Genomic DNA, 26,417 nt, shown 5'->3' with positions numbered 1-26,417 from the left:
CCGGGCGACAATGTGACGATGGAAGTCGCGCTGATCGTGCCGATCGCCATGGAGGAGAAGCTGCGCTTCGCCATCCGCGAAGGCGGACGCACCGTCGGCGCCGGCGTCGTCGCCAGCATCATCGAGTGATTGACGCGCGACGGGATGCGGTCAACCGCATCCCTGTGCGCCGCCCAAGTTATGGCGAGCATTATTGAGTGACGTGAAGACATCGGGGAGGAGGCCGGGCGTCATCCTCTCCGGGACGACAGCAGCCCCCACGGCTTAGCCATCCACGAGATTCAGCCGCTGCTGGATGCGCTCAATCTTGAGCTGAATCGAGGCGATGGCGCCGTCTTGGGCGACCTCGCTCTGCATGAACGCGGCCATGTGTCCCTTTAGGCCCCGCAAGTCGGCCTTGAGGTCCACAATGTCGCTGGCGATGTCGAACAGCTTCGCCTGGATTGCTTTCAGCGTTTCGAGGAGCAACTCGTTCGTGACATTGTCGGCCATGTTCCGCTCCCGATGCGCCAAATAGTACGATAATCGATAATTTAATGCATATCAAAGGGAAGACTAGCGCTCGTCGATCGACGCTGATGCGCAGTAAATCTAAAGGCAGGAGCCGCGCTCTTGCCCCTTTCATTTTGCCGTTCTGATGTCAGACGGCGGCAAAAGATCGAGATCCGCGATGAAGCCTTCGGTCATAAGCCTCGAACGCACGCATCAGCGCTGGGCGACGATGTCGATCGCGACCATCCGCATGCCGGACGGAACGACCTTGTTGCGCGACGTCGAGGATCATGGCTGCGCCGCCGCCGTGCTGCCCTACGATCCCGCGCGCAGGACGGCGTTGCTCGTGGAGCAGCTGCGCGCCGCGGAACTGATCGCCGTCGGCGCGACGGCGTCGCTCGAAGCCATCGCCGGCCTTATCGAAGGCGAGGATGACGCCGCGGCGACGGCGCGACGCGAGGCGCTCGAGGAAGGCGGGCTGCAGCTCGGCGCGCTCGAGCATGTCGCAACCGCCTGGTCGATGCCGGGCGTTTCAACGGAGCGCATGGCGCTCTATCTCGCCGAATATCGCGCCGAGGACCGCGTCGGCGTCGGCGGCGGCGTCGCCGCCGAAAGCGAAGAGGTCCGCGTCGTCGAAATGAGCCTCAACGAACTCGCGGCGCTGATGGCGGGAGACGGCTTCGTCGACATGAAAACGCTCGCCCTCGTGCAGGCGCTGCGTCTTCGTCGCCCCGAACTTTTCGACTGACGGAGCCGCTCCCGCCAGACGGCGGATGTTTCCTCAGCAGCCGGACGTGGTGACGCCCGGCGCGAGCCGCAGCGCGTCGCAGAGGTTGCGCGACTGGAAATCGTCCATCATCTTTCGGGTGATGACGCTGGTCGAGCCCGGGACCTGCATCACGGGCGTCGGCTGCCCCGTCGGCCCCGTCACATAATTCGTGAAATAGCCGTCGTCATAATCGGGCGGCGGCGGCGCGACGCGATGGATGCGCGCGCGGGCGCCGCGGACCCGCTGATCGCCCGCAATGGCGGGGACGGTCAGAACGGCGCACGCGACGACGAGAAGCTGAAACAGTGCGACAGCCTTGCGCATGGCTTTGTCCTCCTCGCCAATCATATAGCTGTCTGGGCATATTCACCAAGGCTCAGGCAAACTGCGCGGGCGCTTGCACCGTCACTTCGACGATCTCCGGCGGCCGCATGAAGCGCATGGGCAGGATCGACTCGCCGAGCCCCGCCGAAATCACCATGTGGCGGTCGTCTTCGACGATATGGCCGTAGATATGCGTGGTCTTCCAGCGCCACTCCGCGAAGACGGGACCCGCAAGGGGAAGATTGATCTGGCCGCCATGCGTATGGCCGCAGAGCGTCAGCGCGACGCGCTTCGGCACGCGCGGGAAAATGAAGGGCTCATGCGCCAGCAGAATGGCGGGGGCGTCGTCGGCCACGCGCGCGAGAGTCGCATCGAGATCGTCATGCCCACGCCAGCCGGCGTCGTCGCCGGGCGTCATCGCCAGCTGGTCGCCGAGCCCCAGCAGCCAGAAGGGCGCGCCGTTCTTTTCGAGCTTGAGCGCGTCGTTTTCATAGAGGCGCGCGCCCATCTGCTTCAATGCGCGGCGCGCGCTTTCGGCGTCGTCCGGAGCGTCGCCAGGCAGCGGACCGTGCCACCAGTCGTGATTGCCGAGCACCGCGTGCACGCCGAGCGGCGCGTTGAGGTCGGCCAGAGCCTCGCCCCATTGCTGGGGCGTCACCCGTCCCGTGGCCAAATGCGTGCCGCCGGCGAAATCGCCGAGCAGAACGGTCAGATCCGGATATAGGGCATTGGCGACGCCGACGATCTTGCGAATGCGCGAGACCGGCATCCAGGGTTCGCAGGCGTGGAGATCGGTGATGACGCAGATCCGCAGCGTCAGGCCTGCGGGCCAGTCTTTCGGCGTCACGACCCGGCGGGTCACGTCGAGAATGAAATTCGGTTCGATAACGACCGAATAGGCGCTCAGGCCGCCGCCGACCGCCGCGCCGAGAACCATGCCGGACTGCCAGCGCAGGAACGCGCGCCGGCTGATCATCGCCAGCCCTTCGGCCGCATGCGACGGACCGGCGCGAAGCGCCGGCTGCGGCCAAGACAGCCGAGATCAGGCGGCGAGTTCGTCGCCGAGGAGCGCCGCGGGCAGGCGGCGTTCGTCGAGGCGTTCGACCGCGGCCGCCGGCCGCTGCGCGAACTGCTCGACCTCCAGCGCCGCCGCGACGGCGGAGATGCCGATCTCGCGGTAGAGACGCGCCAGGAGGTCATGAGGATGGCCGCCGGATTGGGGTTCGTTGAACTCGACGGAAAATTTGTCCGACATGGGCGCGCTCGACGCTGGGAGAGAAACTCAATTGGCCTTTTCCTAGAATTGGGCTCAGCGAGTTAATGAGTCGCTAAGGAATCGAGGCGCGGGCGGCGCCCATCGAAGTTTTTTTGCGGACTGGCGAGAACCGTTGCAATCGCCGTAAATTTGCGAAGAATGCGGCCCAGCCGCCAGCGGCGGCGGTCACGCGAGTCTTTGATCCGATGCGACGTCATTTTCCGCCCGAGCCCTGGTCCAAAGTCGCCCTGTGGAGCCGACGCTTCGCGATTTTCGCCGCGACTGTGGCGATTTTGGCGATCCTTCTGGGGCGACTTGGCGCCATCGACCCGCCCTCGGCGCTCGCGTCGCTCGGCGGCGCCATGGCTTTGGCGCTCATCGCGCTGCTGCTCTTCTTCGCGGCCTGCAATGTGATCTGGCGTGAGGGACGGCGCGGCGTGGGCGCGGCGGCGACCGCCTTGCTGATCGCAGCGGCGACCTTGGGCTATCCGGCCTATCTCGCCTTCGAGGCGATGCGTCTGCCGGTGCTGTCGGACGTTTCGACGGATGTCGCCGATCCGCCCCATTTCTCCTTCTCCCAGGCGGCCGTCGACGCCCGCAACGGCTTTCTGCCGCCGGGGCCGCCGGCGCGGGCGCGGGAGGCGCAGCGGGCGGCCTATCCCGACGTCGAGCCGATCGTCGTCGATCTGGACACGGACGAAGCCTTCGCGCTGGTGTTGAAAACGGCGAAAGCCCGCGGTTGGACTCTCGTCGACAAGCGTCCGCCCGGCGGCCGCAGCGGCGACGGCCATATCGATTTCATCGATAAGACGCTGGTCATGGGGTTCGACGACGACATCACCGTTCGCTTCAAGCCGCTGCCCGGACAGACCCGCATCGACCTGCGGTCGGCGTCGCGCTATGGACGGCATGACTTCGGCGCCAATGCGAAAAGAATCACCGCCTTCGCCGAAGAACTGCAGTCCCAGCTCGACGCCCGCTAGCGCGCTTCCCAAATTGAATGATGGGAAGATGCGCTCGTTTTTGGCGACGTCTTCGATTATGCTGCACAGCAAAGCTTAGCGACGGGAGCGGCGAAATGGTCGAGGAGAGCGGCGGCGTCGCAACGGGCGCGCCAACGGTTCCGCCCTTCACCCGCGAGCAGGAGCTCACAGCCTTTCGCGAGATGCTGCTCATCCGGCGCTTCGAGGAAAAGGCCGGTCAGCTCTACGGGATGGGCGTCATCGGCGGCTTCTGTCACCTCTACATCGGACAGGAGGCCGTCGTCGTCGGCGTCAAGATGGCGACGCAAGACGGCGATCAGTTCACGACGAGCTACCGGGACCACGGACATATGCTCGCCTCGGGCATGGAGCCGAAGGGGGTCATGGCCGAGCTTGCCGGAAAGCGCCACGGCTATTCCAAGGGCAAGGGCGGCTCGATGCACATGTTCTCGCGCGAGAAGAATTTCTACGGCGGGCATGGCATCGTCGGCGCGCCTGCGCCGATCGGCACGGGCGTCGCCTTCGCGAACGCCTATCGCGGCGACGGCCGGGTCTCCATCACCTTTTTCGGCGAAGGCGCTTCCAACCAGGGGCAGGTCTACGAGGCCTTCAACATGGCCGCGCTCTGGAAACTGCCGGTCGTCTTCATCGTCGAAAACAACCGCTATGCGATGGGGACGGAAATTCACCGCGCCTCGGCGCAGACCGACTTCGCGAAACGCGGCGCGGCTTTCGCGATCCCCGGCATGAAGATCGACGGCATGGACGTGCGCGTCGTCAAGGCCGCGGCGGATGAGGCGATCGAATGGTGCCGCAAGGGCAACGGCCCCTATCTCATCGAGGCGCAGACCTATCGCTATCGCGGCCACTCGATGTCCGATCCAGCGAAATATCGCTCCAAGGAAGAAGTGCAGAAGATGCGCGAGGAGCATGATCCGATCGAGCAGGTTCGCGCGCGCTTGATCGCCGACGGGATGAGCGAAGACGAACTCAAGAAGATCGACGCCAATGCGCGCAAGATCGTCTCCGAGGCCGCCGATTTCGCGATGGCGGACAAGGAGCCGGACCCGAGCGAATTGTGGACCGACGTGCTGGCGTGAGGAATTGATTCAATGACCGTCAATGTCCTGATGCCCGCACTCTCGCCGACCATGGAGCAGGGCAAGCTCGCCAAATGGCTCAAGTCGGAAGGCGACGAGGTCAAGGCCGGCGACGTCATCGCCGAAATCGAGACCGACAAGGCCACGATGGAGGTCGAGGCCGTCGACGAGGGCGTGCTGGCGCGCATTCTCGTGCCGGGCGGGACCGAGAATGTCGCCGTCAACACGCCGATCGCGGTGATCGCCGAGGAAGGCGAGTCGGTCGCCGACGCCGCCGCGCCGATCGCGCAAGCCGGCAAAGACGATCAGGCTGAGAAACAGTCCCAGGCGGCGCCGCCCGCGCCGGGCCAGACCGCGCCTCAGGATCAGCCGGGAGAAGCCAACAAGGCTGCGGTCAAAGCCGCCGTCGACGCTGCGGCCCCTTCGCCAAAACCGACGAGCGTCGCCGAACAGCCGTCGGCGACGGTCGCGCCGGAGGTTCCCGCTGGTACCGCCATGGTGTCCATGACCATGCGCGAAGCCCTGCGCGACGCCATGGCCGAGGAGATGCGGCGCGATCCGGCCGTCTTCGTGATCGGCGAGGAGGTCGCCGAATATCAGGGCGCCTATAAGGTCACGCAGGGTCTTCTGCAGGAATTCGGCGCCAAACGCGTCGTCGATACGCCGATCACCGAATATGGCTTCGCCGGCGTCGGCGTCGGCGCCGCCTTCGCCGGACTGCGGCCGATCGTCGAATTCATGACGTTCAATTTCTCGATGCAGGCCATCGACCACATCGTCAATTCTGCGGCGAAGACGCTGTACATGTCGGGCGGACAGATCAATTGTCCGATCGTCTTTCGCGGACCGAACGGCGCCGCGGCCAGGGTCGCCGCGCAGCACAGCCAGGATTATTCCGCCTGGTATTCGCAGGTGCCCGGACTGATCGTGATCGCACCGTCCAACGCCAGCGACGCGAAAGGCCTGCTGAAGGCGGCGATCCGCAACGACAATCCGGTCGTGTTCCTCGAAAACGAGATTCTCTACGGCAAGACGTCGGACGTCCCGGCGCTCGAGGATTTCGTCCTGCCGATCGGCAAGGCGCGCATCGCCCGACCCGGCAAGGACGTGACGCTCGTCTCCTTCTCCATCGGCATGACCTATGCGCTGCAGGCGGCGGAAGAACTCGCGAAAGAGGGGATCGAGGCGGAGGTCATCGATTTGCGCACGCTGCGCCCGATGGACACCGAGACGGTGATCGCATCCGTGAAAAAAACCGGCCGCTGCGTCGCGATCGAAGAAGGCTGGCCGCAATGCGGCGTTTCGGCCGAAATCGCCACCCGGGTTCAGGCTGAAGCGTTCGACTATCTCGACGCGCCGGTGCTGCGCGTCACCGGCAAGGACACGCCGATGCCCTACGCCGCCAATCTCGAAAAGCTCGCCTTGCCGAGCGCACCTGAAGTCATCGCGGCGGCGAAGGCCGTCCTGTACAGGGCTTGAAGATGGCGCTCGTCACTCCCGACACCGGCGCGCCGCGCATTTTCGCCTCGCCTCTGGCGCGCCGTTTGGCGCGAGAGGGCGGGCTGGATCTTTCGGCGCTTACCGGCTCGGGGCCGCACGGCCGCATCATCGAACGCGACGTGAAAGACGCGCTCGCGCGCGGCGGAACGGCAAAGGCGGCGCCGCTCGCCGCCGCGCCGTCGGCGGACGTCACGCGCAAATTCTTCGAGCCGGGCTCCTACGAGGAAATCCCGCACGACAATGTCCGCAAGGCGATCGCGCGCCGGCTGACGGAAGCGATCCAGACGATCCCCCATTTTTATCTCAACGTCGACTGCGAGATCGACGCGCTGCTGCGCCTGCGCGAGGACTACAATTCCGCTGCGCCGCTCGGCGCGGACGGCAAGCCGAATTGGAAGACGTCGGTCAACGATTACGTGGTCAAGGCCCTCGCCATCGCGCTCCAGCGCAAGCCCGAGGCGAATGTCACCTTTACGCCTGACGCCTTGCTGCGCCACAAATCCTCGGATATCGGCGTCGCGGTGTCGATTCCCGGCGGACTCGTCACGCCGATCATCCGCAACGCCGAGGCGAAATCCGTTCGCGAGATTTCCGACGAGATCAAGGAGCTTGCCGGACGCGCCCGCGCGCGCAAGCTGAAGCCGCATGAATATGAGGGCGGCGTGTCGGCGGTGTCCAATCTCGGCATGTATGGGATCAAAAGCTTCACGGCGGTGATCAATCCGCCGCAGTCGACGATCCTGGCGGTCGGGCAGGGCGAGCAGCGCATGATCGTGAAGGACGGCGCGCCGGTCGTCGCGACGCTAATGAGCGTCACGCTCTCCTGCGATCACCGCGCCGTCGACGGCGCGCTCGGCGCCGAGCTTTTGGCGGAATTTAAACATATCGTCGAACATCCGGCGATGATGTTCGCGTAAGATTGGACGAATTGCAGCCTCACATGCAGCTCCGATCGACTCTGACATGCCCGCACTGCGCGCGCGCGGAAACGCTCGACATGCCGCAGGACGCCTGCGTGATCGTGCATGTCTGCGCCGGATGCGGCGCGCGGCTGACGCCCAAGGCGGGCGACTGTTGCGTCTTCTGCTCCTATGCCGACGTTCCATGCCCGCCTGTGCAGATGGCCGGCGATTGTTGCCGTGGACCGATGGACGAGAGGCGCTAATCGCGGCATATGCCTTGCCTAGAATTGCTCTAAACAGGCAAGGAGCGGGCGCGTGGCGACGGAAGCTGACATTTTGAAGACTCTGGAAGGGCTGCATGGGCCGGGCGGCGCGCCGCTTGCCGGCGCCGTGAGCGGGATCAATCTGTCGGGCGCCAAGGCGTTTGTCTCGCTGGCGGCCGATCCGAACCAGTCGCAGGCGTGGGAGGCGACGCGCGTCGCCGCCGAGCGCGCCATCAAGGCGGCGCCTGGAATCGAGCAGGCGGTCGTGACCTTGACCGCAGAGCGCGCGCCGCGCCAGGAGGCTCCGCCCCCGCAGCGCAAGGGCGTCATGCCGGCGCTCGAGAAAATCCGGTTCATCGTCGCCGTCGCCTCGGGCAAGGGCGGCGTCGGCAAATCGACGACCTCGGCCAATCTGGCGCTCGGCCTCGCGGCGCAAGGCTGGCGCGTCGGCGTGCTCGACGCCGACATCTACGGCCCCTCGATGCCGCGGCTTTTCGGCCTGACCGCCAAGCCAAAGGTCGAAGACGGCAAGCTTGTGCCGCTCGAAGCCTATGGCCTGAAGATCATGTCGATGGGTTTCCTCGTCGACGAAAACATTCCCATGGTCTGGCGCGGCCCGATGGTGTCGCAGGCGATTTCGCAGATGCTCGGAGAGGTCGCCTGGGGAGAGCTCGACGCGCTGGTGATCGACATGCCGCCGGGGACCGGCGACGTTCAGCTGACCATCGCCCAGCAGGTCCCGCTCGCCGGCGCGGTGATCGTGTCGACGCCGCAGGACCTGGCGCTGATCGATGCGCGCCGCGCCGTGTCCATGTTCCAGAAGGTCGAGGCGCCGATCCTCGGCGTCATCGAGAATATGAGCTACTTCCTGTGCCCGCACTGCGGCGGCCGTTCGGAGATCTTCGCCCATGGCGGCGCGCGCCACGACGCCGAACAGATGGGCGTGCCCTTTCTTGGCGAGGCGCCGCTCGACATCAAGATACGCGAAACCTCCGACGCCGGACGTCCCGTGGTCGGGGCCGAGCCCGACAGTCCGCAAGCCGCCGTCTATCTCGGTCTTGCGGCGAAAGTAAAAACCCTGCTCGAAACGCAGAAGCAGCGCGCGGCGCCGCAGATCGTTCTCGGCTGAGGCGCGCCGCGCAAAAAAGACGCGCCTCCGATAAGGAGGCGCGCCAGGCAGGCCGACCGCCGCCGGCCGTCAGGGAGCCGCTAAGATTCAGAAATGACTGGGGATCCAGGAGTCGTCGCCTGCATCCCATTTGTAATTGTAGCCGACCGTGAACTCCATGCCCTGAACAAATGGCGAGACGGTCGCGCGCGGGTTGGGCGCGCCAAATGGCGTCGCCGGGCTCTGCGGAAGCCACTCCATGCCGGTAAACGAGTTCTTGAACGCGTAGACGAACGCGAAATCGAACGAGGAGTTCTTGGTGAAGCCGTAGTTGAAGCCGACGCTCGCATGATGCTTGTTGATGATCGGCGTGAGGATGTTCACGACGACCGAGCGCCAGCGTAACGGGTTCGTCGAATAATGATAGCCCGTGCGCAGCGTCAGCGAGGGCGAATAGCGCCATTCCACGCCAAACGACGCCGAATCGACATCAGTCCAGTCGAAGCCGGGGCCATTCGCCCCGCCAAGCGAATTGCGCAGAAGCGGATTGGTCGGATTGCCGAACACCGACACGGCCGAATAGAAGATATGCCGCCAATCGGCCATCACCGTCAGGTTTGGGAAGACGTCATAGGCTAGGCCGGCCTGCATCTGAGCGGGAATGTCCAGGCGGCCGGAGTCGGTGATCAGCCCGGAATATTTGTCGAGACGCGACATCCACATCGGCGTTGAGGCGGAAAGGCCGAAACGGAAGTTGTCCGTGATCCCCCACAGAGCGCCGGCGCGAAGACCGCCGCCGTAGGACCAGTCATAGGCGTCGTCCGACAGCTCCCACGGATTGGAGGAGAGGGGAGCGAAGTTCCTCAAGCCTTGAATATTGATCATCTGAACGGCGATCGTCGGCGCAACGCCGATGGCGATCGGGCCGATGGGCGTCGTGAAGCGCCGCGCGTAGCCGATGCTCATGAAACTTTGCTGGAGATCGACCCCGGCAAAGCCGCCGCCCAGCGGGCCGCCGAGCGGCGGATGCCAGTGGCCCCAGCTGTAGGCGGTGTTGATGCCGCCATTGGCGTAAACGGCGATGCTCCAGGCGGAGGCGTCGTCGATCGGCTGGATATAGCCGGAGTTCGGCACCGGGAACCAGGGACGCCCGCTGCGCACATAGCCGGGCGTCAGAAGCCGGGGCGTGCCGCTCGTCGAATAGCCGCGATCCGCATTGATCGCCGTGAGGCCGATCTGGAACTGCCGCTCCAATCCGATGAAGCTCGCCGGATTGACCGAGAGCGCCATGGCGTCGCGCTGGTCGGCGGCGCCGGCCCCTGCAAGCGCCTTTTGGCGCGGCCCATAGCCGATCAGGAAAAAGCCGTCGGCGCCGAAGGAGAGGGAGGGCGTGAGCGCCGCAGTCGCCGCAAGCGTGAACAGGAAGCCGCGCGAAAACAAATTCTTCATTGGGGCGAATCCTGAAGCGCAAAGTAATTTGATCGCGTGACGGTCGTCCGTCGCGCCTTGCCGACGCATGTTCACGTTGTTTTACAGATTACCAGAGCCCCCCGGCCTTGCAGCGCAAATCTCGCTTCGCATGCACAGATTTCGTGCGCCTGTCACGTCTTTGCAACACAAGCGCTTTTTGGCTTTCGCGCTCTATTTCCCATCTCAATTCGAACAGAGAATTCAGACGAAGGCGCGCTTTCGAAAGGCCGCCGTTCGCCGCCTTGCGATGTGGTCGCGGACGGACTAGTTTTCAGATGATGGCGAGGGGCGCCGCTTGCGCGGCTGAGAAGCACCCGTCGAACCTGATCCGGGTCATTCCGGCGTAGGGAAGGCCAGCGAAATGAGCGCGCGACGCGCCGTCGTCGACGCCATGATTGCGCATCCCTCCTTCGTCGTCCTGGCTCGCGTCCGCTTCACTTGACGAAGCGTGATGAAGGAGCGCGATCATGAATATTCACGACAAGCGCCTGCCGGCGAGCGTCACCACCGGGCCGATCGGAAAGTCGCGCAAGGCCTATTCCTCTCCGGACGGTCGCGACGACATTCGCGTTCCCTATCGCGAGATATCGCTCCATCCTTCAGCGGGCGAGACGGCGCTTCACGTCTACGACCCGTCCGGACCCTACACCTGCGCATCTTTCGCGCCTGACCTTTCGGCTGGGCTTCCGGTTGCGCGTCCCTGGCTCGCGGCGCGCGCCCGGCTCGAAACCTATCAAGGCCGGGCCGTCAAGCCCGAGGACAACGGCTTCGCCGAAGGCGAACGCCTCGTGCCGCCGTGCCCGGCCGAGCGCAAGCTCTACCGCGCCTCCGGGCCGCAGCCGGTGACGCAATTCGAATTCGCCCGCGCAGGCGTCGTCACGGAAGAGATGATCTATGTCGCGCATCGCGAGAACCTTTGCCGCGGGCGCTCGCTCGACGTCGCGAAGGAGCGCATCGCCGACGGCGAAAGCTTCGGCGCATCGCTTCCCGAATATGTCACGCCTGAATTCGTGCGCGACGAAGTTGCGCGCGGCCGCGCGATCATCCCGGCGAACATCAATCATCCCGAGCTCGAGCCGGTCGTCATCGGCCGAAACTTCCTGGTGAAGGTGAACGCCAACATCGGCAACTCGGCCGTCACCTCTTCGGTCGCGGAAGAGGTGGAGAAGATGGTGTGGGCGATCCGCTGGGGCGCCGACACGGTGATGGACCTTTCGACCGGCCGCAACATCCATAACATCCGCGATTGGATCATCCGCAACGCGCCGGTTCCGATCGGCACCGTGCCGATCTATCAGGCGCTGGAGAAGGTCGGCGGCGACGCGCTGAAGCTCGACTGGGAGGTGTTCAAGGACACGCTGATCGAACAGGCGGAGCAGGGCGTCGACTATTTCACCATCCACGCCGGCGTGCGTCTGGCTTACGTGCCGCTGACCGCCAATCGCGTCACCGGCATCGTTTCGCGCGGCGGCTCGATCATGGCGCGTTGGTGTCTCTCCAAGCATCAGGAGAGTTTCCTTTACGAGCGCTTCGACGAGATTTGCGACATCATGCGCAAATATGACGTCTCCTTCTCGCTCGGCGACGGCTTGCGTCCCGGCTCGAACGCCGACGCCAATGACGCGGCGCAATTCGCCGAGCTGGAGACGCTCGGCGAACTGACGAAGATCGCCTGGGACAAGGGCTGTCAGGCGATGATCGAAGGCCCCGGCCATGTGCCGATGCACAAGATCAAAGCCAATATGGAGAAGCAGCTGCAGGCCTGCGGCGAGGCGCCGTTCTATACGCTCGGTCCGCTCGTCACCGACATCGCGCCCGGCTACGATCATATCACGTCGGGCATCGGCGCCGCGATGATCGGCTGGTTCGGCACCTCGATGCTCTGTTACGTCACGCCAAAAGAGCATCTCGGCCTGCCGGATCGCGACGACGTCAAGACCGGCGTCATCACCTATCGCATCGCCGCGCATGCGGCCGATCTCGCCAAGGGCCATCCGGCGGCGCGCGAGCGCGACGACGCGATGAGTCGGGCGCGCTTCGACTTCCGCTGGGAGGATCAGTTCGAGATCGGGTTGGATCCCGACACCGCGCGGGAATTCCACGACGAAACGCTGCCGAAGGAGGCGCATAAGGTCGCGCATTTCTGTTCGATGTGCGGCCCGAAATTCTGCTCGATGCAGATCACCCGCGACCTGCGCGAAGAGGCCGCCGCCATCGCCGCGCGCGAGCAGGGGATGGCCGACAAGGCGGAAGAGTTTTTGGAACGAGGCGCTGAGATCTATGTGCGAGAGTAGGCGTTCGGCCTCCCGTATCTCGATCGTGCATCACCCTCGCTTCTAAAAAAGCGCCCGGCCAGGCCGACAGGCCGGGCGCCGCGTTGACGTCAGCTCTTGCCGAGCACTTCGACATGCACCTGTCCGGTGCCGCGTTCGATGAGGCCGAGCTGAACCGCCGCGCCGCGCGAGACGTCGAGACCGCGCCCCGTCCAGGCCGCCGGACCCCGGTCATTGATGCGCACGACGACGGAGCGCCCCGCATAGGTCAGGCGAAGCCGCGTGCCCATCGGCAGCGTGCGGTGGGCGGCCGTCATGTCCCACATGTCGAAGATTTCGCCGTTGGCGGTGCGGCTGTTGGGTTCATAGCGACGCGGACCGCCGCCGTAGAAAGACGTGTTGACGGTAAAGTCCTTGCCTTGCGTCGCCTCGACGTGACGCCGGGGATGATGATGGTGGTGGGCGTGACGGGACGCGTGGTGCGCCAGCGCGGGCGCGGTCAACAGTCCAAGAATCGTCAGTGCGCCACAGGTTCGCTTCATGCAGGATTGCTCCGTTTACGCGCAATGCGCGAAGAACGTCGACGAGCGCCATCGCTTCATCGATCGCATAAATTCCATCCGCTTGAATGGAGGTGAAGACAAAATCGTTAAATATGAAATGTGGCGAAATATGTATTGATAATATCTCAACGTTAAGTGACGGACGCCTTGTCAGTAGTCCTACGAATTATCCTGAATGCTCTATCGTATATGCGGATAAATGCTTTTTTATATTGACTTATGCAATGAAATTGTGCGCGCTAATCTAGCTTGAGCGCTGCAAACGTCGATAGTGACAAGGGCCGGGCGACGCGGCAAACATGCCGCCGGGAGGCAGGCCAATGACAGACGAACAGCGCGCCGCAATCATCGGCGTCGTCACCGCATCCGACCGCGCGAGCGCGGGCTTATACGAGGATGAGAGCGGACCGGCGATCGAGAGCTATCTGCGCGCCGTGCTCACGACGCCCTTTCGCATCGAGCGGCGGATCATTCCCGACGGGTTTGAGAGCGTGCGCGACACGCTGATCGACCTGGCCGACACTGTGGGCTGCGACCTGATCGTAACCACCGGAGGCACGGGCCCGAGCCCGCGCGATCTGACGCCCGAAGCGACTCTCGCGGCCTGCCCGCGCGAATTGCCCGGCTTTGGCGAACTGATGCGGCAGGTGTCGCTGGCGCAGACGCCGACGGCGATCCTCTCCCGGCAGTTGGCCGCGCATCGCGACAAATGCCTGGTGATCAATCTGCCGGGCAAGCCAAGGGCGATCGAACTCTGCCTGGACGCCGTCATGCCCGCGGTGCCGTACTGCCTCGACCTGATCGGCGCAGCCTTCATTGAAACGGACCCGGCGCGCGTGAAAAGCTTCCGGCCTCAGGCGAAATAACCGCCCTTTTGGGTGGGCGCGCTGCGATTCGACGCAGCCTGCGCGCTTCTCATGACGGCGCCTCGGCTGTATAGGAGAGGCGCTCCAACGAGCCGAATCGAAGCCAAATCGAAGCCAAGAAGCGCAGGGCGAGGGCGACTGAACATGAGCGAACTCCGTTTGGCGGTGGTCGGCGCGACCGGGCGAATGGGCCGAATGTTGACCCAGATCATCCCCGATACGGTGGGCGTTCGCCTAACCGCCGCCCTTGAGCGTCCCGGTTCGCCGGCGCTTGGCTCCGACAGCGGCGGCGCAGCGCCCAATGGCGTGCCGATCACCAGCGACGTCGCGGCGGCTTTCGCCAACGCTGACGCGGTCGTCGATTTCTCAGCGCCGGGTTCGAGCGTCGAAATGGCGAAGGCGGCGGCCGAGGCGAAGATCGCCGCCATCATCGGCACGACGGGACTTTCCGGGGAAGATCTCGCCGCCATCGCCGCATGCGCGCGTGAGGTCGCGATCGTGCGCTCCGGCAATATGAGCCTTGGCGTCAATCTCCTCGCCGTGCTTGTCGAACAAGCCGCGCGGGCGCTGGGAGCCGCCTGGGACGCCGAGATCGTCGAAATGCATCACCGCCTCAAAGTCGATGCGCCTTCGGGCACGGCGCTCCTGCTCGGCGAAGCGGTCGCGCGCGGACGCGGAGTCGACCTCGCGGCGAAGAGCGCGCGCGGACGCGACGGCCTGACCGGACCGCGCAAGGCGGGAGAGATCGGCTTCGCCAGCCTGAGAGGCGGCACGGTCATCGGCGAACACACGGTGATCTTCGCCGGGACCAGCGAGCGGATCGAATTCTCGCATCATGCAGAAGACCGAGGGGTGTTCGCGCGCGGCGCTCTGGCCGCCGCGCTCTGGACGCGCGGCAAGCCCCCGGGGCTCTACTCGATGGCCAACGTGCTTGGCCTTTCCGGCGCCTGAAATCGACGAGAGTCTACGAGCATGATTCGCACTCTCGTTCTGGTTCGCCACGGCCAAAGCGAATGGAATGCCAAAAACCTTTTCACCGGGTGGAAAAATCCCGATCTGACGCCGCTTGGCGTTGAGGAGGCGCGACGCGCCGGCCGCGAGTTGAAGAAGCTCGACATTCTGTTCAGCGTCGGCTTCACCTCGGCTCTGGTGCGCGCGCAACACACGCTCAGCCTCATCTTCGAGGAGCTTGGTCAGACGAATGTTCCGACGATCAAGGACCGCGCGTTGAACGAACGCCATTACGGCGATCTTTCCGGTCTCAACAAGGATGAGGCGCGCGACAAATGGGGCGAGGAGCAGGTGCGGCTGTGGCGGCGCTCCTATGACGTGCCGCCCCCCGGCGGCGAGAGTCTGAAAGACACGGTGGCGCGCGTCGTGCCCTTCTATGTCCAGCGCATTCTGCCGCCGGTGATGCGCGGCGAACGCGTGCTGGTCACCGCGCACGGCAATTCGCTGCGCGCGCTCTGCATGGTGCTGGAGCAGATGACGCCGGAGTCCGTGACGACCCTGGAACTCGCGACCGGCGTGCCGATCATCTATCAGCTCAACGCCGATTCGACGGTCGCGTCGAAGACCGTGCTGGGCTAACGCGCGCAAGCGCATCACGACCTGATGGACGAAAGCCGTTTCGTCGCCACTTATCCATGATGTCCGAACTTGCGCCCGGCGCGTTTCATTATCGTGGCGTCCTCGACGAAGCGGCGCAGAGCGCTCTGGCCGACGACGTCGCCGCCATCATCGCCGCCGCGCCGCTCTATGTCTCGACCATGCCGAAAACCGGGGCGCCGATGTCGGTGCGCATGACGAATTGCGGCGCGTTGGGCTGGGTGAGCGACAAGGCGCAAGGGTACCGCTACGAGCCCCGCCATCCGGCGACCGGCGATCGCTGGCCGGCGATTCCGCAGCGCCTCTTCGACCTCTGGAATGATCTTACGCGCTATCCCAAGCCGCCCGAGGCTTGCCTCGTGAACGTCTATGACGAAACGGCGCGCATGGGCCTCCATCAGGACAGGGACGAGGCGGATGTCGCCGCGCCGATTCTCTCGCTGTCGCTCGGCGCCGACTGTCGCTTCCGGCTCGGCGGTTTGCGGCGGGGCGACAGCGCGTCAACCTTCGCGCTCTCGTCTGGAGACGCGCTCGTGCTCTCCGGACCCGCGCGGATGCGCTTTCACGGCGTGGACAGGATCCTGCCGACAATCGCCATGCCTTTGCCGCCGGCGCTGGCGTCGTTTGGCGTTCGCATCAATCTCACGCTTCGGCGGGTCACCTAAGCCTCAGGTTCAGCGAACGTTCACGCCTGCTGCGATAAAGAGCTGAGCGTACGGACGCCACTCTCGCGTATTGTGTTGCACAGCGGCTTCGTTGTAGTTTCCAATTCGTCTAAAGAGCGCCGTGAGGCGCCAACATTTGGCGGGCGCATTCAATAAGGGCGGGCGCGACGCGAACGCCGGGAAGAGGAAAGGAACAAGGATGAAGACGATTTCCCTGCTGACGTTCGCCGCGAGCGTAGCTTTTGTCGCTTCCGCCGGCCAGGCTTTCGCCGCAGGCGACGCCGCCGCGGGCGAAAAGGTCTTCGCGAAGTGCAAAGCCTGCCATCAGGTCGGCGAGACCGCCAAGAACGCCGTCGCGCCTCAGCTCAATGGCATCGACGGCCGCAAGGCGGGCTCGGTCGAGGGCTACAACTATTCCGAGGCCGACAAGAATTCCGGCATCGTCTGGGACGAGGCGACCTTCAAGGAGTTCATCAAGAACCCGAAGGCGAAGATCCCGGGCACCAAGATGATCTTCCAGGGCCTGCCCAGCGAGCATGACCAGGAGAACGTCTGGGCCTATCTCGTTCAGTTCGGACCCGACGGCAAGAAGAAGTAAGCGCTTCTTCCCGAGAGAGACGATTTTGGCGGCCCTGTTTTCAGGGCCGCTTTTTTCTTGCCGAATCGCACGACGAAGCTCTGTCGACGAGTCCGTCCTCAGGCGTGGACGCGCGGCAACAGTCAACAAAAAGCGCTCCATTCGAACTTAAAACGGTTCCAACCAAATTCGTATTTTTGTCGTATTTGAGCAACACTTCGTTACAATCAGAAATATTCGCTTGGAACCATTCCATACTGGCGGCTCTACTAATTGACGGTTTTCAAATCGAAATCTTATGCATTGCCACGTCTCTGACGCGTATCGGAAGGCATGGCAGACATGATTCAGAAACAATCAGGGCTTCGACGGACGCTCGTCGCTATTATTCCTCCGGCTTTCAACCCCAAGACACGCGCAGCGCCGGTCGCCGCCTTAGGTCTTGCCGCGGCGCTGACGTCGAGCGTCAGCGTTCCTGTTCTCGCGCAATCCCAATCCAACCGCCTGCCAACGGTGAGAGTCGATGCGCCGCCGGAGAAGGCGCGCAAGGTTGCGCGTGCGAAGTCGAAACCTGTCGCCTCTCGAGCGCATGCGAGCGGCGCGCAAAAATTGCCCCGGATTGATGTCGGCGGGGCGCGACGCAGCGCTCGGGTTCATCCGACGACGCATGCGCCGGCTGGCGCTGCAGCGCCTGCTGTCCAGGCCGTTCGGGGCGACCGTCCGCTCTTTCCCGCCACGGCGCTCGGACGCGGTCCTACGGACGTCATCGGCTATTTCGCCGGCAGGACATCGACCGCGACGAAGACGAACACGCCGATCATCGATATTCCTCAATCGATCACGATCCTCACCCAGCAGCAGCTTCAGGATCGCAACAGCATCGATCTCAATCGGGCGCTGATGTATGTGCCAGGCGTGACGGTGGCGCAGGGCGAAGGCAATCGCGACCAGATCACGATTCGCGGACAGGACACGACCGCGGACTTTTATACGGACGGCATACGCGACGACGCGCAATATTACCGCGACCTTTACAACATCGAGTCCGTCGAGGTTCTCAAAGGACCGAACGCGCTGATCTTTGGCCGCGGCGGCGGCGGCGGCGTGGTCAATCGCGTCACGAAAAAAGCGGACGGCCAAAGGCTGCGGTCGATGATCGTCAGTTCGGGCAGTTTCGCGCGCAAGCGCCTCACCGTCGACCTCGGCGACGCCATCAATGACACGCTCGCCGTCCGGCTGAATGGGCTTTACGAACAATCATACGGCTACCGCGACTTCTTCAAACTCGAGCGCTACGGCGTCAACCCGACGATGACCTGGCGTCCGCTCGAAAAGACGTTCGTCACGCTGAGCTACGAACATTTTCGGGATCGCCGCACCGCCGATCGCGGCATTCCGTCGGTGGGCGGATTCGTTTTCGGCGGCGCCTCAATCTATCCGGGATATCCGTCGCCGGCGCCGAGAGACGCTTTCTTCGGAGTCGGCGATCCTTCGGTCGAAGCGGTGAATTACGCCAAAGTCGATCTCAATCGCGCGGCGCTCGCATTCGACCACACGACGGAATTCGGCCTCAACATCCGCAACCAGACGGTCTATGCGGATTATGAGAAGCGCTATCAGAACACGTTTCCGGATCAGGGCCTGGGCGTCGTCACGACGCTTCTGAACCCGGTCGCGACGACCATTACGCCAGCGGGAATCGCGCGTCTCGACGGATACGTCAATTCGAACCCGCGCCAGAACATCTTCAACCAGACGGACCTTGTCTACAAATGGCGGATGACGCCGGACATCCGTCACACCTTTATGTTCGGCGCCGAGGTCGGCAATCAGAGGACCGACGACAACCGCAATCTCTCTTGCTTCAATTTCTCCTGCGCAAATCGGCGCGTGACGACGCCATTCTGGACGCCGACCGCCTATGTCCCGGTGGCGTTCGCCAACCCCAACCGCCGTCGCCACACCAATCTGAATCTCGCCGCGGGCTATGTTCAGGATCAGATCGAACTCACGCGATATTTCGACCTGATCGCGGGGGTGCGATTCGACCGGTTTGATCTGACGTTCACCGGCTTCGACACCGGTCCAACAGATTTCAGAGGCCAGCTGCGCCGCGTCGACAATGTATGGTCGCCGCGCTTCGGCCTTGTCTTCAAACCGATCGAAATTCTTTCGCTCTACGGTTCCTATTCGCGAAGCTTCCTGCCCGTGGCGGGCGATCAGTTCAACGTGCTGTTTCCGACCGTCGCCAATCTTGCGCCGCAAGGCTTCGAGAATTTTGAGGTCGGATTCAAAGCGCAACTATTGCCCGCCTTGCTCTTCACCGGCGCTTTGTATCAGCTCAATCGTTCAAACCAACAGCTCACGGTCAATGCGACGACGTCCATTCTCGCGAACACCAGGACGCAGGGCGGAGAACTCGGTCTCGTCGGCAATCTCACCGATCAGTGGGAGATTTCGCTCGGCTACGGCTATCAGGACGCACGGGTCGTCAGCACCGACAGAACCCCGACCTTGCGGACGCCGTTCTTCACCGACGTCGGCAAGACCAATCCCTCTGTGCCCCGAAACACGTTCTCCTTCTGGAACAAATACGACGTTTCCGCTTTCGTTGACGCGGGTCCCGGCGTTCTGGGGGTGGGCGCCGGCGTCGTCTACAATTCGAAGTTCTATCCCGCGATCGACAATTTCGTCGTTGTGCCAGGTTACGCGCGCGTCGACGGCGCGCTGTTCGTCAAGTTGAGCGAGAACGTCTCGGGGCAGCTCAACGTCGAAAATCTGGCTGGCGCGCGATATTATGTGTTCGCGCACAACAACAACAACATCACGCCGGGGGCGCCGCGCGCCGCATATGTCACTCTGAATGCGAGATTCTAGCGGCGCCCGCTCTTGGGGCTCGCCGATTGGCGCGGAATGGACTATTCCTGCCGCGCCAATCCTCGCCTTGCCCAGAGCAGCGCGTCCGCAGTCGAAATCCCGGAGGGGCTTAGCTCTTGCGCCGCGCACGCCGGGACTGCACCTAGGACGCCGTGACCCGCAAACCCGACGAAATATCCGCCGATCTGATGCAGCCGCTGGCGACTCTGCCGGTGTTCTACGGCCTTGCCGGACGACGCGTGCTGGTCATCGGCGGCGGCGAGGCGGCGGCCTGGAAGGTCGATCTGGCGGCGGCGACCGGCGCGCAGGTCGACGTTTTCGCCGAGGCGCCCTGCGACAAGCTGCGCGAGATCGCGCAGGCGCGCGACAACGTCGCCGTTCATGCCCGCGCCGTCCGGCCGGAGGATTTCGCCGGCGCGGCGATGGCGCTTGGCGCCGTCGAGGACGATGCCCTCGCGCGGAACGCGCATGAATGGGCGCGCGCCGCCGGCGCGCCGCTCAATCTCACCGATCGGCCTGCGCTCAGCGATTTCACCATGGGCGCCATCGTCAATCGTTCGCCGCTCGTGATCGGCGTGTCGACGGGCGGCGCGTCGCCGGTCTTCGCGCAGGCCGTGCGCGGCCGTATCGAGACGCTCGTTCCGGCGACATTCCAGGCGTGGGCGCGGGCCGCGCAGGCCTGGCGGCCGCTCGTGCGCGCGTCAGGCCTGGACTTTCTGGCGCGGCGCGACTTCTGGCGCCGATTCACGCGGCTCGCGTTCCACGACATCGAGCGCGCGCCGCGCGACGAAGACCGCGCCGCATTGCTTGACGAGGCGCGCGCCGGCGCCGAAGCCACGGCGCGCGGACGCGTCACGCTCGTCGGCTCGGGGCCGGGCGATCCCGAGCTGCTGACGCTCAAGGGCATGCGGGCGCTCGCCGGCGCTGACGTCGTGCTCTTCGACGATCTCGTGCCGGCGAGCATTCTCGATTTCGCGCGCCGCGAAGCGACCAGAATCAATGTGGGCAAGCGCGGCTACGCGCCGTCGGTGCGTCAGGAGGAGATCAGCGCGTTGCTCGTCGAACTCGCGCGCGAGGGCAAGAATGTGGTGCGGCTGAAAGGTGGCGATCCGCTGATCTTCGGCCGCGCCAATGAGGAAATCGCCGCTTTGCGCGAAGCCGGCTTTTCGATCGAGATCGTGCCCGGCGTCACGGCCGCCTGCGCCGGAGGCGCCGCCATCGGCGCGTCGCTCACGAGCCGGGAGACCGCCCGGCGCCTTCAATTCATCACCGCCCACACCAAGGACGGCGAGTTTCCCGAAGACTTCGATTGGGGCGCGCTCGCCGACGAACGCGCTACGACGGCGGTCTATATGGGCAACCGCACGCTGCCGGAATTGTCGCGTCGCTTGCTGCAGGAAGGCATGTCGCATGACACGCCCGCCTTCCTCGTCGAACGCGCGTCCACGCCGCACGAGCGGGTCGTCAAGGGCACCATCGCGGATCTGCCGTCGAAAGTCGCGGGACAAATGATCGTCGGCCCCGTCATGGTGCTGATCGGCTGGGCGCTGGCGGAGAACTGATTGCGCGCTATGCTTCGGCGAGGACCGTGAGCGGAGAAAAAGATGGCCTTCACCAGACGATCCGCTCTGCTTGTCTCCGGGCTCGGACTGCTGACGCCCGGCGGCGCCCTCGCCAAGGCGAAACCGCAATCGTCGCCCGTTCGCGAGCCGACGCAGAAACATCTGAACGAACTCAATAAGCTCGTCGTCGACGTCATGAAGAAGACGGGCGTGCCTGGAATGTCGATCGCCGTCGTCACGCCCGATCGCGTGCTTTACCTGAAGGGATTCGGCGTGCGCCGCGCCGGCGCCGCCGATCGCGTCGATCCGGACACGGTCTTTCAGCTCGCGTCGCTTTCCAAGCCGCTGTCCGCCACGGTCGTCGCGGGCCTGGTCGGCGACGGCGTGGTGTCGTGGGATCATCCGATCGCGCGCAGCCTGCCGGACTTTGCGATGAGCGATCCCTGGGTCACGCGCGAGATCACACTGCGCGATATGCTCTGCCATCGCAGCGGACTGCCCGATCACGCCGGCGATCTCGTCGAGGACATCGGCTATGATCGCGACGAGATCATGCGCCGGTTGCGCTACATCAAGCCGGACACGAGTTTTCGCACCCATTACGCCTATAACAACGCGGGGTTTTCGGCGGCCGGCTATGCGGCGGCGAAAACTGCGGGAAAATCCTGGGCGGACGTTTGCGACGAGCGGCTGTACAGGCCGCTCGGGATGGCGAGCGCAAGTTCGCGCCACGCCGATTTCATCGCGCATGGGAACCGCGCCTTCGGCCATGTGCGCCGTCAAGGGAAATGGGTGGTCGGCGAACAGCGAAAGCCCGACGCCCAGCAACCGGCGGGCGGCGCGTCGGCCTCGGCGCGCGACGTGGCGACATGGGTTCGGATGCAGCTCGGACGCGGCGCCCTCGACGGCCGCGAGATCGTCAAGCCGGAGGCGATCGGAGAAACGCATTTCCCGCAGATCGCCACCGGACCCGCCCATGATCCGATGCGCGGGCCAACATTCTATGGACTTGGCTGGGACATCGACTATGGCGGTCCGGCGCAGGTTCGCTGGAGCCACTCCGGCGCATTTTCGCTCGGCGCGTCGACCTGCGTCTATGTCATGCCCGCCGAGCGGTTCGGCGTCGTGGCGCTGAGCAATTCCGCGCCGGTCGGCGCGCCCGAAACCATCTGCCGCAGTTTTCTCGACATCGTCCTCACAGGCAAGACCGAGCGGGATTGGCTTCCGCTCTTTGGGGAGGCGTTCGCGAAGATGGTGGTCCCGACATACGGCCGGGACGCCGATTACGCCAAGCCGCTCGCCAGCGCGCCGCCGCGCGCATCGCGCGCCGCCTATGTCGGCGACTACCGCAACGAGCTTTACGGGCCGATCGGAATCGTCGAGACGGCGGATGGGCTTTCGCTGAACCTCGGACCGGCGCCGACGTCCTATCCGCTGCGCCATTATTCAGGCGACATTTTCACCTTTCAGCCGCCGGGCGAAAACGCGAGCGGGGTCAGTCCGGTGCGGTTCTCCCGCAATGGCGGCGAACAGGCGACGAGCGTCGTCATCGACTATTTGAACGCGAACGGTCAGGGCGTTTTCACGCGCAATTGATCTGACAGAAGAGACAGAAGATGTTCTTCGTCGGGCTTCGCCGCGACCTGAGCATTCAAGCCAAGGGTTCGAAGCGGCGCCGCCACATGCTCCGACAGCGCGAAATGCGTCATGTCGCGCAGCGCATCGGCGAGTCCGGCGTCCTGTGCGAGCTTTAGGAAAATCTCTGCGCTGCGCCTCGAATAGTGCAGGGCGGCGATCAGCCGACGGGCGGCGACGCCGGATATGGCCTCGTCGGTCAGCGCCCGCGCCGCCCGCGCTTCATAGACCTCGACCGTAAGGACGTCGTGGCCGGCGGCGCGCAGGCCCGCCTCCAGAACCGGCTGCCGGTCGCGCCCGGCGAGATAGAGGAAATGCGCCGGACGTCGCCCGTAGCGCGCGAGAAGAAGCGGAAGAATGGCTTCGGCGCTCCCGGCGACGATATCCGGATGAACGTCGAGCTTGCGCGCCGCTTCGGCGGTTTTCTCTCCGACGACATGCAGCGGGATCGTTCCGAGCCGCCGCGCGTCGCCGGCGAACGCGACGCCTTTGGCGCTCGTTACGATGGCGGCGTCAAAATCTCCGCAGGGAATGACGGCGCCGGTGGCGGCGATCTCCAGAACCGGCGAGATCACGGCCGCACAATCGAGCGCGCGCAGTTTCTCGGCGGTGCGCGCGGCGTCATCCGCGGCGCGCAACACCAGGACGCGCCTCACATAAGCCCCGCGACGCCGTGCGGCAGGCGCAGCAAGATTTCCTTTCCGGCGTCGGCGCCGATCAACGCGGCGTCAATGGCGCGGCCGCGCCGGCGCACGACATAGACTTCCGCCCCATCCGCTTTCAGCACCTCGCCGACGAAGGAAAGTTCAGCGCCGTGAACCTGCGCATGGCCGGCGATCGGCGTGCGGCAGGAGCCGTCCAGCGCGGCAAGAAAGGCGCGCTCGGCGGCGAGCGCAAAGCCGGTCGCTTCGTCGAACAGCGGCGCCAGCAGGTCGCGCGCAGCGTCGTCGCCGGCGCGTCGCGTCACGCCGATCGCGCCCTGTCCGCAGGCTGGAGGAAACTGTTCCAGGGGCAGCAGCGCCGTGGCGCGTTCGGCGAGACCCAGCCGTTTCAATCCGGCGAGCGCGAGCAGGGTCGCGTCGATCTCTCCATTTTCGACCTTATTGAGACGCGTCTCGACATTCCCGCGCAGCAGCGTCGTCTCGAGATCCGGGCGCCGGCGCTTCAGCTGCGCGGCGCGGCGCAGCGAGGCGGTTCCGACGACGGCGCCCGCGGGCAGCGCATCGAGCGCGACGCCGCCGCGCGATATCCAGGCGTCGCGGGCGTCCTCCCGCGGGAGATAGCCCGCGATGACGATTTCGCTCGGCAGATGAGTCGGCAGATCCTTCGAGGAGTGCACCGCGAGGTCGATCGTTCCCGCAATGAGCGCCACATCGAGCTCTTTGGTGAACAGTCCTTTGCCGCCCGATTCAGACAGCGGGCGGTCCTGAATCTGGTCGCCGGTCGTGCGGATGATCTCGATGGGAAAATCCGCTTCGCGCGCCGCATGGGCGCGCATCAGCGCCTCGCGGACCATATGGGTCTGGGCGAGAGCGAGCGGACTGCCGCGCGTGCCAATTCGAAGGAAGGAGGGAGATGTCATTTCTTGCCGGCGCTTGTTGCGCGCGACTATAGGCGGGACGGCCCGAAGGGCAAGCGCGACGCATTCCGCACGAACGCTTCGCAAGAAAAGCGGGCGCCCGCTCGTAGAAGCGGACGCCCTGTTTTCGCTCCGCGCGCGAACGCTACGCCGCTCGCGGCGGGCAAAACTCGATCACCACCACCAGCCGCCCAACAGGCCGGATCCAATGCCTGCGCCGAGGCCGAGGCCAGCGCCAAGTCCTGCGCCAAGTCCTGCGCCGACCAGGCCGCCGCCATAGCCGTAGTAGCCTGGACGGTTATAGCCATAGTAGCCATTGGACGGCCAGTTGGCGCCATACCAGTTGGAGCCGCAATAGCTGCCGCAACGCGGCCGGTAGTATCCGTAATAGGCCGGGCGCGAATAGCCCCAATAGGTCGGCCGGCAACGGACGTAACGACCCGTGCGGACGTAGCGCGACGGACGAACCGCGCTGCCCCAATAGGTTCCACAATGCTTGTGCCAGCCGTAATGGCTTCGGCAATAGCGCGCCGCTTCGGCCATACTTGTGGATCCGATCACGGCGGTCATTGCAATCGCGGACGTTAACGCCAAGGCTTTAATTTTGTTCGACGCCATTGTCACCTCCATACAAGTTAGACCGCGAGCAACCTCAACCGGGACGCTAATTACCTCTTCGCCTTAGCCAGTTGACACTGAGCTCAAGATATAGCTGCCCATTGGGAAGCAACGATCTGCTGACCCAACTTGTATTCGCTCAGATCGTGTCAAGAGGGATGCCGATGAAATCTGAAAAATTAATCTGTCGATCTTTAGCGCTGCTTTATGATTACGTTTCGTAATACGAATAAAATGAGAGTTGTAGCTGTAAATCATTCCGCAAACGCAATTTTCTAAACTTCTCATGACCTCAGCGGTATAAGCTTCGTGAGCTTGATCGAGAATCAGCCGTAAGGTTTTTGCGCTGGGAGCGCGCATGCGAGTTTTGGGCATTGAAACGACTTGCGACGAGACCGCCGCGGCGGTCGTGTCGGAACGGCTTGGCGGCGAGGGCGGAGAGATCCTGTCCAATGAAGTCCTGAGCCAGATCGCCCGCCACGCGGCCTATGGCGGCGTCGTGCCGGAGATCGCCGCGCGCGCGCATATCGACGTGCTGGACCGGCTGATCCGCCGGGCGTTGGAGCGCGCCAAGACCGAGGCGCGGGAGCTCGACGCGATCGCCGCGGCCGCCGGTCCGGGACTGATCGGAGGCGTTCTCGTCGGGCTTACCGCCGGCAAGGCGATGGCGCTCGCGCTCGGCAAGCCGTTCATCGCCGTCAATCATCTCGAGGCGCACGCGCTGACGGCGCGCCTCACCGATCGGCTGGATTTTCCCTTCCTGGCGCTGCTGATTTCCGGCGGCCACACGCAGCTCGTCGCGGTCAAGGGCATTGGCGATTACCACCGGCTGGGGTCCACGATCGATGACGCCGCCGGCGAGGCCTTCGACAAGGTCGCGAAGATGCTCGAATTGCCGTACCCGGGCGGGCCGGAGATCGAAAAGCTCGCGCTTGAAGGCGATCCGCGTCGTTTCGAGTTCCCGCGCCCGATGCTTGGCCGCGAAGGGGCGGATTTTTCGCTCTCGGGCCTCAAGACCGCGGTGCGGCAGGAGATCCTCAAACTCCAGAAGGCGAACGACCAGGACGTCAGGGATCTTGCCGCGTCCTTCCAGGCTGCGATCGTCGACGTCATCGTCGATCGGGTCCGGTCCGGCGTGCGCCTGTTCGCGCGAAGCGAAGGCCGGGCGCCGCAAGGCCTCGTCATCGGCGGCGGCGTCGCCGCCAACGGCGCCATCCGGCGTGCGCTGATGCGGCTTTGCGCGGAAAGCGGTCTCCGGTTCGTCTCACCGCCGGCGGCGCTGTGCGCCGACAATGGCGCGATCATCGCCTGGGCCGGGCTGGAGCGATTGAAGCGCGGGATGACGGACGAACTCGACTTTGCGCCGCGGCCGCGCTGGCCACTCGACGCGGCGCCAAGCCGAACGCATCACGGCAAGGCCTGAGGCGC

At 64.5% G+C, this 26,417-nt stretch carries 26 protein-coding genes, 1 pseudogene and 1 riboswitch; of the genes and pseudogenes, 18 read left to right on the top strand and 9 right to left on the bottom strand.

Going from position 1 to position 26,417, the window contains the following annotated elements; translation table 11 throughout:
- Positions 1-129 (top strand): annotated as a pseudogene (gene tuf, locus AB7F41_RS10455) (elongation factor Tu); the annotation flags it as partial.
- Positions 130-264: 135 nt separating this feature from the next.
- On the opposite strand, the gene AB7F41_RS10450 reads toward tuf, so the two are convergent.
- Positions 265-492 carry a hypothetical protein gene (locus AB7F41_RS10450; RefSeq protein WP_428381099.1) on the bottom strand — a complete coding sequence of 76 codons (228 nt, stop codon included), beginning with the start codon at positions 490-492 and terminating at the stop codon, positions 265-267.
- A gap of 178 nt (positions 493-670) precedes the next feature.
- Here AB7F41_RS10450 and AB7F41_RS10445 point away from each other — a divergent pair, with 178 nt between their 5' ends.
- Entirely contained in the window at positions 671-1,240 is a 570-nt protein-coding gene (locus AB7F41_RS10445; protein WP_428381097.1) for an NUDIX domain-containing protein, read from the top strand.
- Between the two features lie 33 nt (positions 1,241-1,273).
- Here AB7F41_RS10445 and AB7F41_RS10440 read toward each other — a convergent pair whose 3' ends face one another.
- The 3 genes from AB7F41_RS10440 to AB7F41_RS10430 form a co-directional block, all read right to left on the bottom strand.
- On the bottom strand, positions 1,274-1,585 hold the full coding sequence (locus AB7F41_RS10440) for a TonB-dependent receptor plug domain-containing protein (RefSeq protein ID WP_428381095.1): 312 nt from the start codon (positions 1,583-1,585) through the stop codon (positions 1,274-1,276).
- Between the two features lie 52 nt (positions 1,586-1,637).
- Positions 1,638-2,561, bottom strand: coding sequence for a metallophosphoesterase (locus AB7F41_RS10435; RefSeq protein ID WP_428381093.1), 924 nt, complete (start codon positions 2,559-2,561; stop codon positions 1,638-1,640).
- 66 nt (positions 2,562-2,627) lie between these two features.
- Positions 2,628-2,840 carry a hypothetical protein gene (locus tag AB7F41_RS10430; protein ID WP_428381091.1) on the bottom strand — a complete coding sequence of 71 codons (213 nt, stop codon included), beginning with the start codon at positions 2,838-2,840 and terminating at the stop codon, positions 2,628-2,630.
- A 206-nt stretch (positions 2,841-3,046) separates the two neighbouring features.
- Between AB7F41_RS10430 and AB7F41_RS10425 the strand changes: the two genes are divergently transcribed.
- The 6 genes from AB7F41_RS10425 (at position 3,047) to AB7F41_RS10400 (ending at position 8,717) form a co-directional block, all read left to right on the top strand.
- The gene (locus tag AB7F41_RS10425; protein ID WP_428381089.1) at positions 3,047-3,823 is read left to right on the top strand and encodes a DUF1499 domain-containing protein; all 777 of its coding nucleotides are present in this window, start codon (positions 3,047-3,049) and stop codon (positions 3,821-3,823) included.
- A 95-nt stretch (positions 3,824-3,918) separates the two neighbouring features.
- The gene (gene pdhA, locus AB7F41_RS10420) at positions 3,919-4,923 is read left to right on the top strand and encodes a pyruvate dehydrogenase (acetyl-transferring) E1 component subunit alpha (protein ID WP_428381087.1); all 1,005 of its coding nucleotides are present in this window, start codon (positions 3,919-3,921) and stop codon (positions 4,921-4,923) included.
- 12 nt (positions 4,924-4,935) lie between these two features.
- A complete protein-coding gene (locus AB7F41_RS10415) occupies positions 4,936-6,402 on the top strand; it encodes a pyruvate dehydrogenase complex E1 component subunit beta (RefSeq protein WP_428381086.1) in 1,467 nt (488 codons plus the stop codon).
- A gap of 2 nt (positions 6,403-6,404) precedes the next feature.
- Positions 6,405-7,340, top strand: a complete 936-nt coding sequence (locus tag AB7F41_RS10410) for a 2-oxo acid dehydrogenase subunit E2 (RefSeq protein WP_428381084.1) — start codon at positions 6,405-6,407, stop codon at positions 7,338-7,340.
- A gap of 23 nt (positions 7,341-7,363) precedes the next feature.
- Positions 7,364-7,588: a GDCCVxC domain-containing (seleno)protein gene (locus AB7F41_RS10405; RefSeq protein ID WP_428381082.1), complete on the top strand. Its 225-nt coding sequence runs from the start codon at positions 7,364-7,366 to the stop codon at positions 7,586-7,588.
- A 52-nt stretch (positions 7,589-7,640) separates the two neighbouring features.
- On the top strand, positions 7,641-8,717 hold the full coding sequence (locus AB7F41_RS10400; protein ID WP_428381080.1) for a P-loop NTPase: 1,077 nt from the start codon (positions 7,641-7,643) through the stop codon (positions 8,715-8,717).
- An 87-nt stretch (positions 8,718-8,804) separates the two neighbouring features.
- Here AB7F41_RS10400 and AB7F41_RS10395 read toward each other — a convergent pair whose 3' ends face one another.
- Complete coding sequence (locus AB7F41_RS10395) at positions 8,805-10,145, bottom strand: OmpP1/FadL family transporter (RefSeq protein ID WP_428381078.1); 1,341 nt, start codon at positions 10,143-10,145, stop codon at positions 8,805-8,807.
- A 295-nt stretch (positions 10,146-10,440) separates the two neighbouring features.
- A riboswitch (TPP riboswitch) is annotated at positions 10,441-10,534 on the top strand.
- Between the two features lie 99 nt (positions 10,535-10,633).
- Between AB7F41_RS10395 and thiC the strand changes: the two genes are divergently transcribed.
- Entirely contained in the window at positions 10,634-12,460 is a 1,827-nt protein-coding gene (gene thiC, locus AB7F41_RS10390; RefSeq protein WP_428381076.1) for a phosphomethylpyrimidine synthase ThiC, read from the top strand.
- An 89-nt stretch (positions 12,461-12,549) separates the two neighbouring features.
- On the opposite strand, the gene AB7F41_RS10385 is transcribed toward thiC, so the two are convergent.
- A complete protein-coding gene (locus tag AB7F41_RS10385; RefSeq protein ID WP_428381075.1) occupies positions 12,550-12,981 on the bottom strand; it encodes a septal ring lytic transglycosylase RlpA family protein in 432 nt (143 codons plus the stop codon).
- A 341-nt stretch (positions 12,982-13,322) separates the two neighbouring features.
- Between AB7F41_RS10385 and mog the strand changes: the two genes are divergently transcribed.
- From mog to AB7F41_RS10345, 8 genes are all read left to right on the top strand, one after another.
- Positions 13,323-13,868 carry a molybdopterin adenylyltransferase gene (mog, locus tag AB7F41_RS10380; protein ID WP_428381073.1) on the top strand — a complete coding sequence of 182 codons (546 nt, stop codon included), beginning with the start codon at positions 13,323-13,325 and terminating at the stop codon, positions 13,866-13,868.
- Positions 13,869-14,012: 144 nt separating this feature from the next.
- On the top strand, positions 14,013-14,819 hold the full coding sequence (dapB, locus tag AB7F41_RS10375) for a 4-hydroxy-tetrahydrodipicolinate reductase (protein WP_428381071.1): 807 nt from the start codon (positions 14,013-14,015) through the stop codon (positions 14,817-14,819).
- Positions 14,820-14,840: 21 nt separating this feature from the next.
- Positions 14,841-15,458, top strand: a complete 618-nt coding sequence (locus tag AB7F41_RS10370) for a 2,3-bisphosphoglycerate-dependent phosphoglycerate mutase (RefSeq protein WP_428381069.1) — start codon at positions 14,841-14,843, stop codon at positions 15,456-15,458.
- 59 nt (positions 15,459-15,517) lie between these two features.
- Entirely contained in the window at positions 15,518-16,141 is a 624-nt protein-coding gene (locus tag AB7F41_RS10365) for an alpha-ketoglutarate-dependent dioxygenase AlkB (RefSeq protein ID WP_428381112.1), read from the top strand.
- A gap of 199 nt (positions 16,142-16,340) precedes the next feature.
- Positions 16,341-16,739, top strand: a complete 399-nt coding sequence (locus AB7F41_RS10360; RefSeq protein WP_428381067.1) for a cytochrome c-554 — start codon at positions 16,341-16,343, stop codon at positions 16,737-16,739.
- A gap of 588 nt (positions 16,740-17,327) precedes the next feature.
- The gene (locus AB7F41_RS10355; protein ID WP_428381065.1) at positions 17,328-19,595 is read left to right on the top strand and encodes a TonB-dependent receptor; all 2,268 of its coding nucleotides are present in this window, start codon (positions 17,328-17,330) and stop codon (positions 19,593-19,595) included.
- Positions 19,596-19,747: 152 nt separating this feature from the next.
- Entirely contained in the window at positions 19,748-21,157 is a 1,410-nt protein-coding gene (cysG, locus tag AB7F41_RS10350; RefSeq protein ID WP_428381063.1) for a siroheme synthase CysG, read from the top strand.
- Between the two features lie 42 nt (positions 21,158-21,199).
- Positions 21,200-22,753 (top strand): serine hydrolase, encoded by a 1,554-nt coding sequence (locus AB7F41_RS10345; protein ID WP_428381061.1) that lies wholly within the window; start codon positions 21,200-21,202, stop codon positions 22,751-22,753.
- Here the strand turns inward: AB7F41_RS10345 and AB7F41_RS10340 are convergent.
- The 3 genes from AB7F41_RS10340 to AB7F41_RS10330 form a co-directional block, all read right to left on the bottom strand.
- Positions 22,729-23,433 carry a uroporphyrinogen-III synthase gene (locus AB7F41_RS10340; protein WP_428406568.1) on the bottom strand — a complete coding sequence of 235 codons (705 nt, stop codon included), beginning with the start codon at positions 23,431-23,433 and terminating at the stop codon, positions 22,729-22,731. The genes AB7F41_RS10345 and AB7F41_RS10340 overlap by 25 nt on opposite strands.
- A gap of 11 nt (positions 23,434-23,444) precedes the next feature.
- Positions 23,445-24,374 (bottom strand): hydroxymethylbilane synthase, encoded by a 930-nt coding sequence (gene hemC / locus AB7F41_RS10335; RefSeq protein ID WP_428381057.1) that lies wholly within the window; start codon positions 24,372-24,374, stop codon positions 23,445-23,447.
- Positions 24,375-24,545: 171 nt separating this feature from the next.
- Positions 24,546-24,914, bottom strand: a complete 369-nt coding sequence (locus AB7F41_RS10330; RefSeq protein ID WP_428406567.1) for a hypothetical protein — start codon at positions 24,912-24,914, stop codon at positions 24,546-24,548.
- Between the two features lie 433 nt (positions 24,915-25,347).
- On the opposite strand from AB7F41_RS10330, the gene tsaD reads away from it, so the two are divergent.
- Positions 25,348-26,412, top strand: coding sequence for a tRNA (adenosine(37)-N6)-threonylcarbamoyltransferase complex transferase subunit TsaD (gene tsaD, locus AB7F41_RS10325; protein ID WP_428381053.1), 1,065 nt, complete (start codon positions 25,348-25,350; stop codon positions 26,410-26,412).
- The last annotated feature ends 5 nt before the right edge of the window (positions 26,413-26,417 follow it).

Origin of the sequence: Methylocystis sp. (assembly GCF_050251305.1) — a bacterium.
In the GTDB taxonomy this organism is placed as follows: domain Bacteria; phylum Pseudomonadota; class Alphaproteobacteria; order Rhizobiales; family Beijerinckiaceae; genus Methylocystis.
The sequence above is the reverse complement of the archived record's forward strand: the minus strand, read 5'-3'. Positions and strand labels throughout refer to the sequence as shown.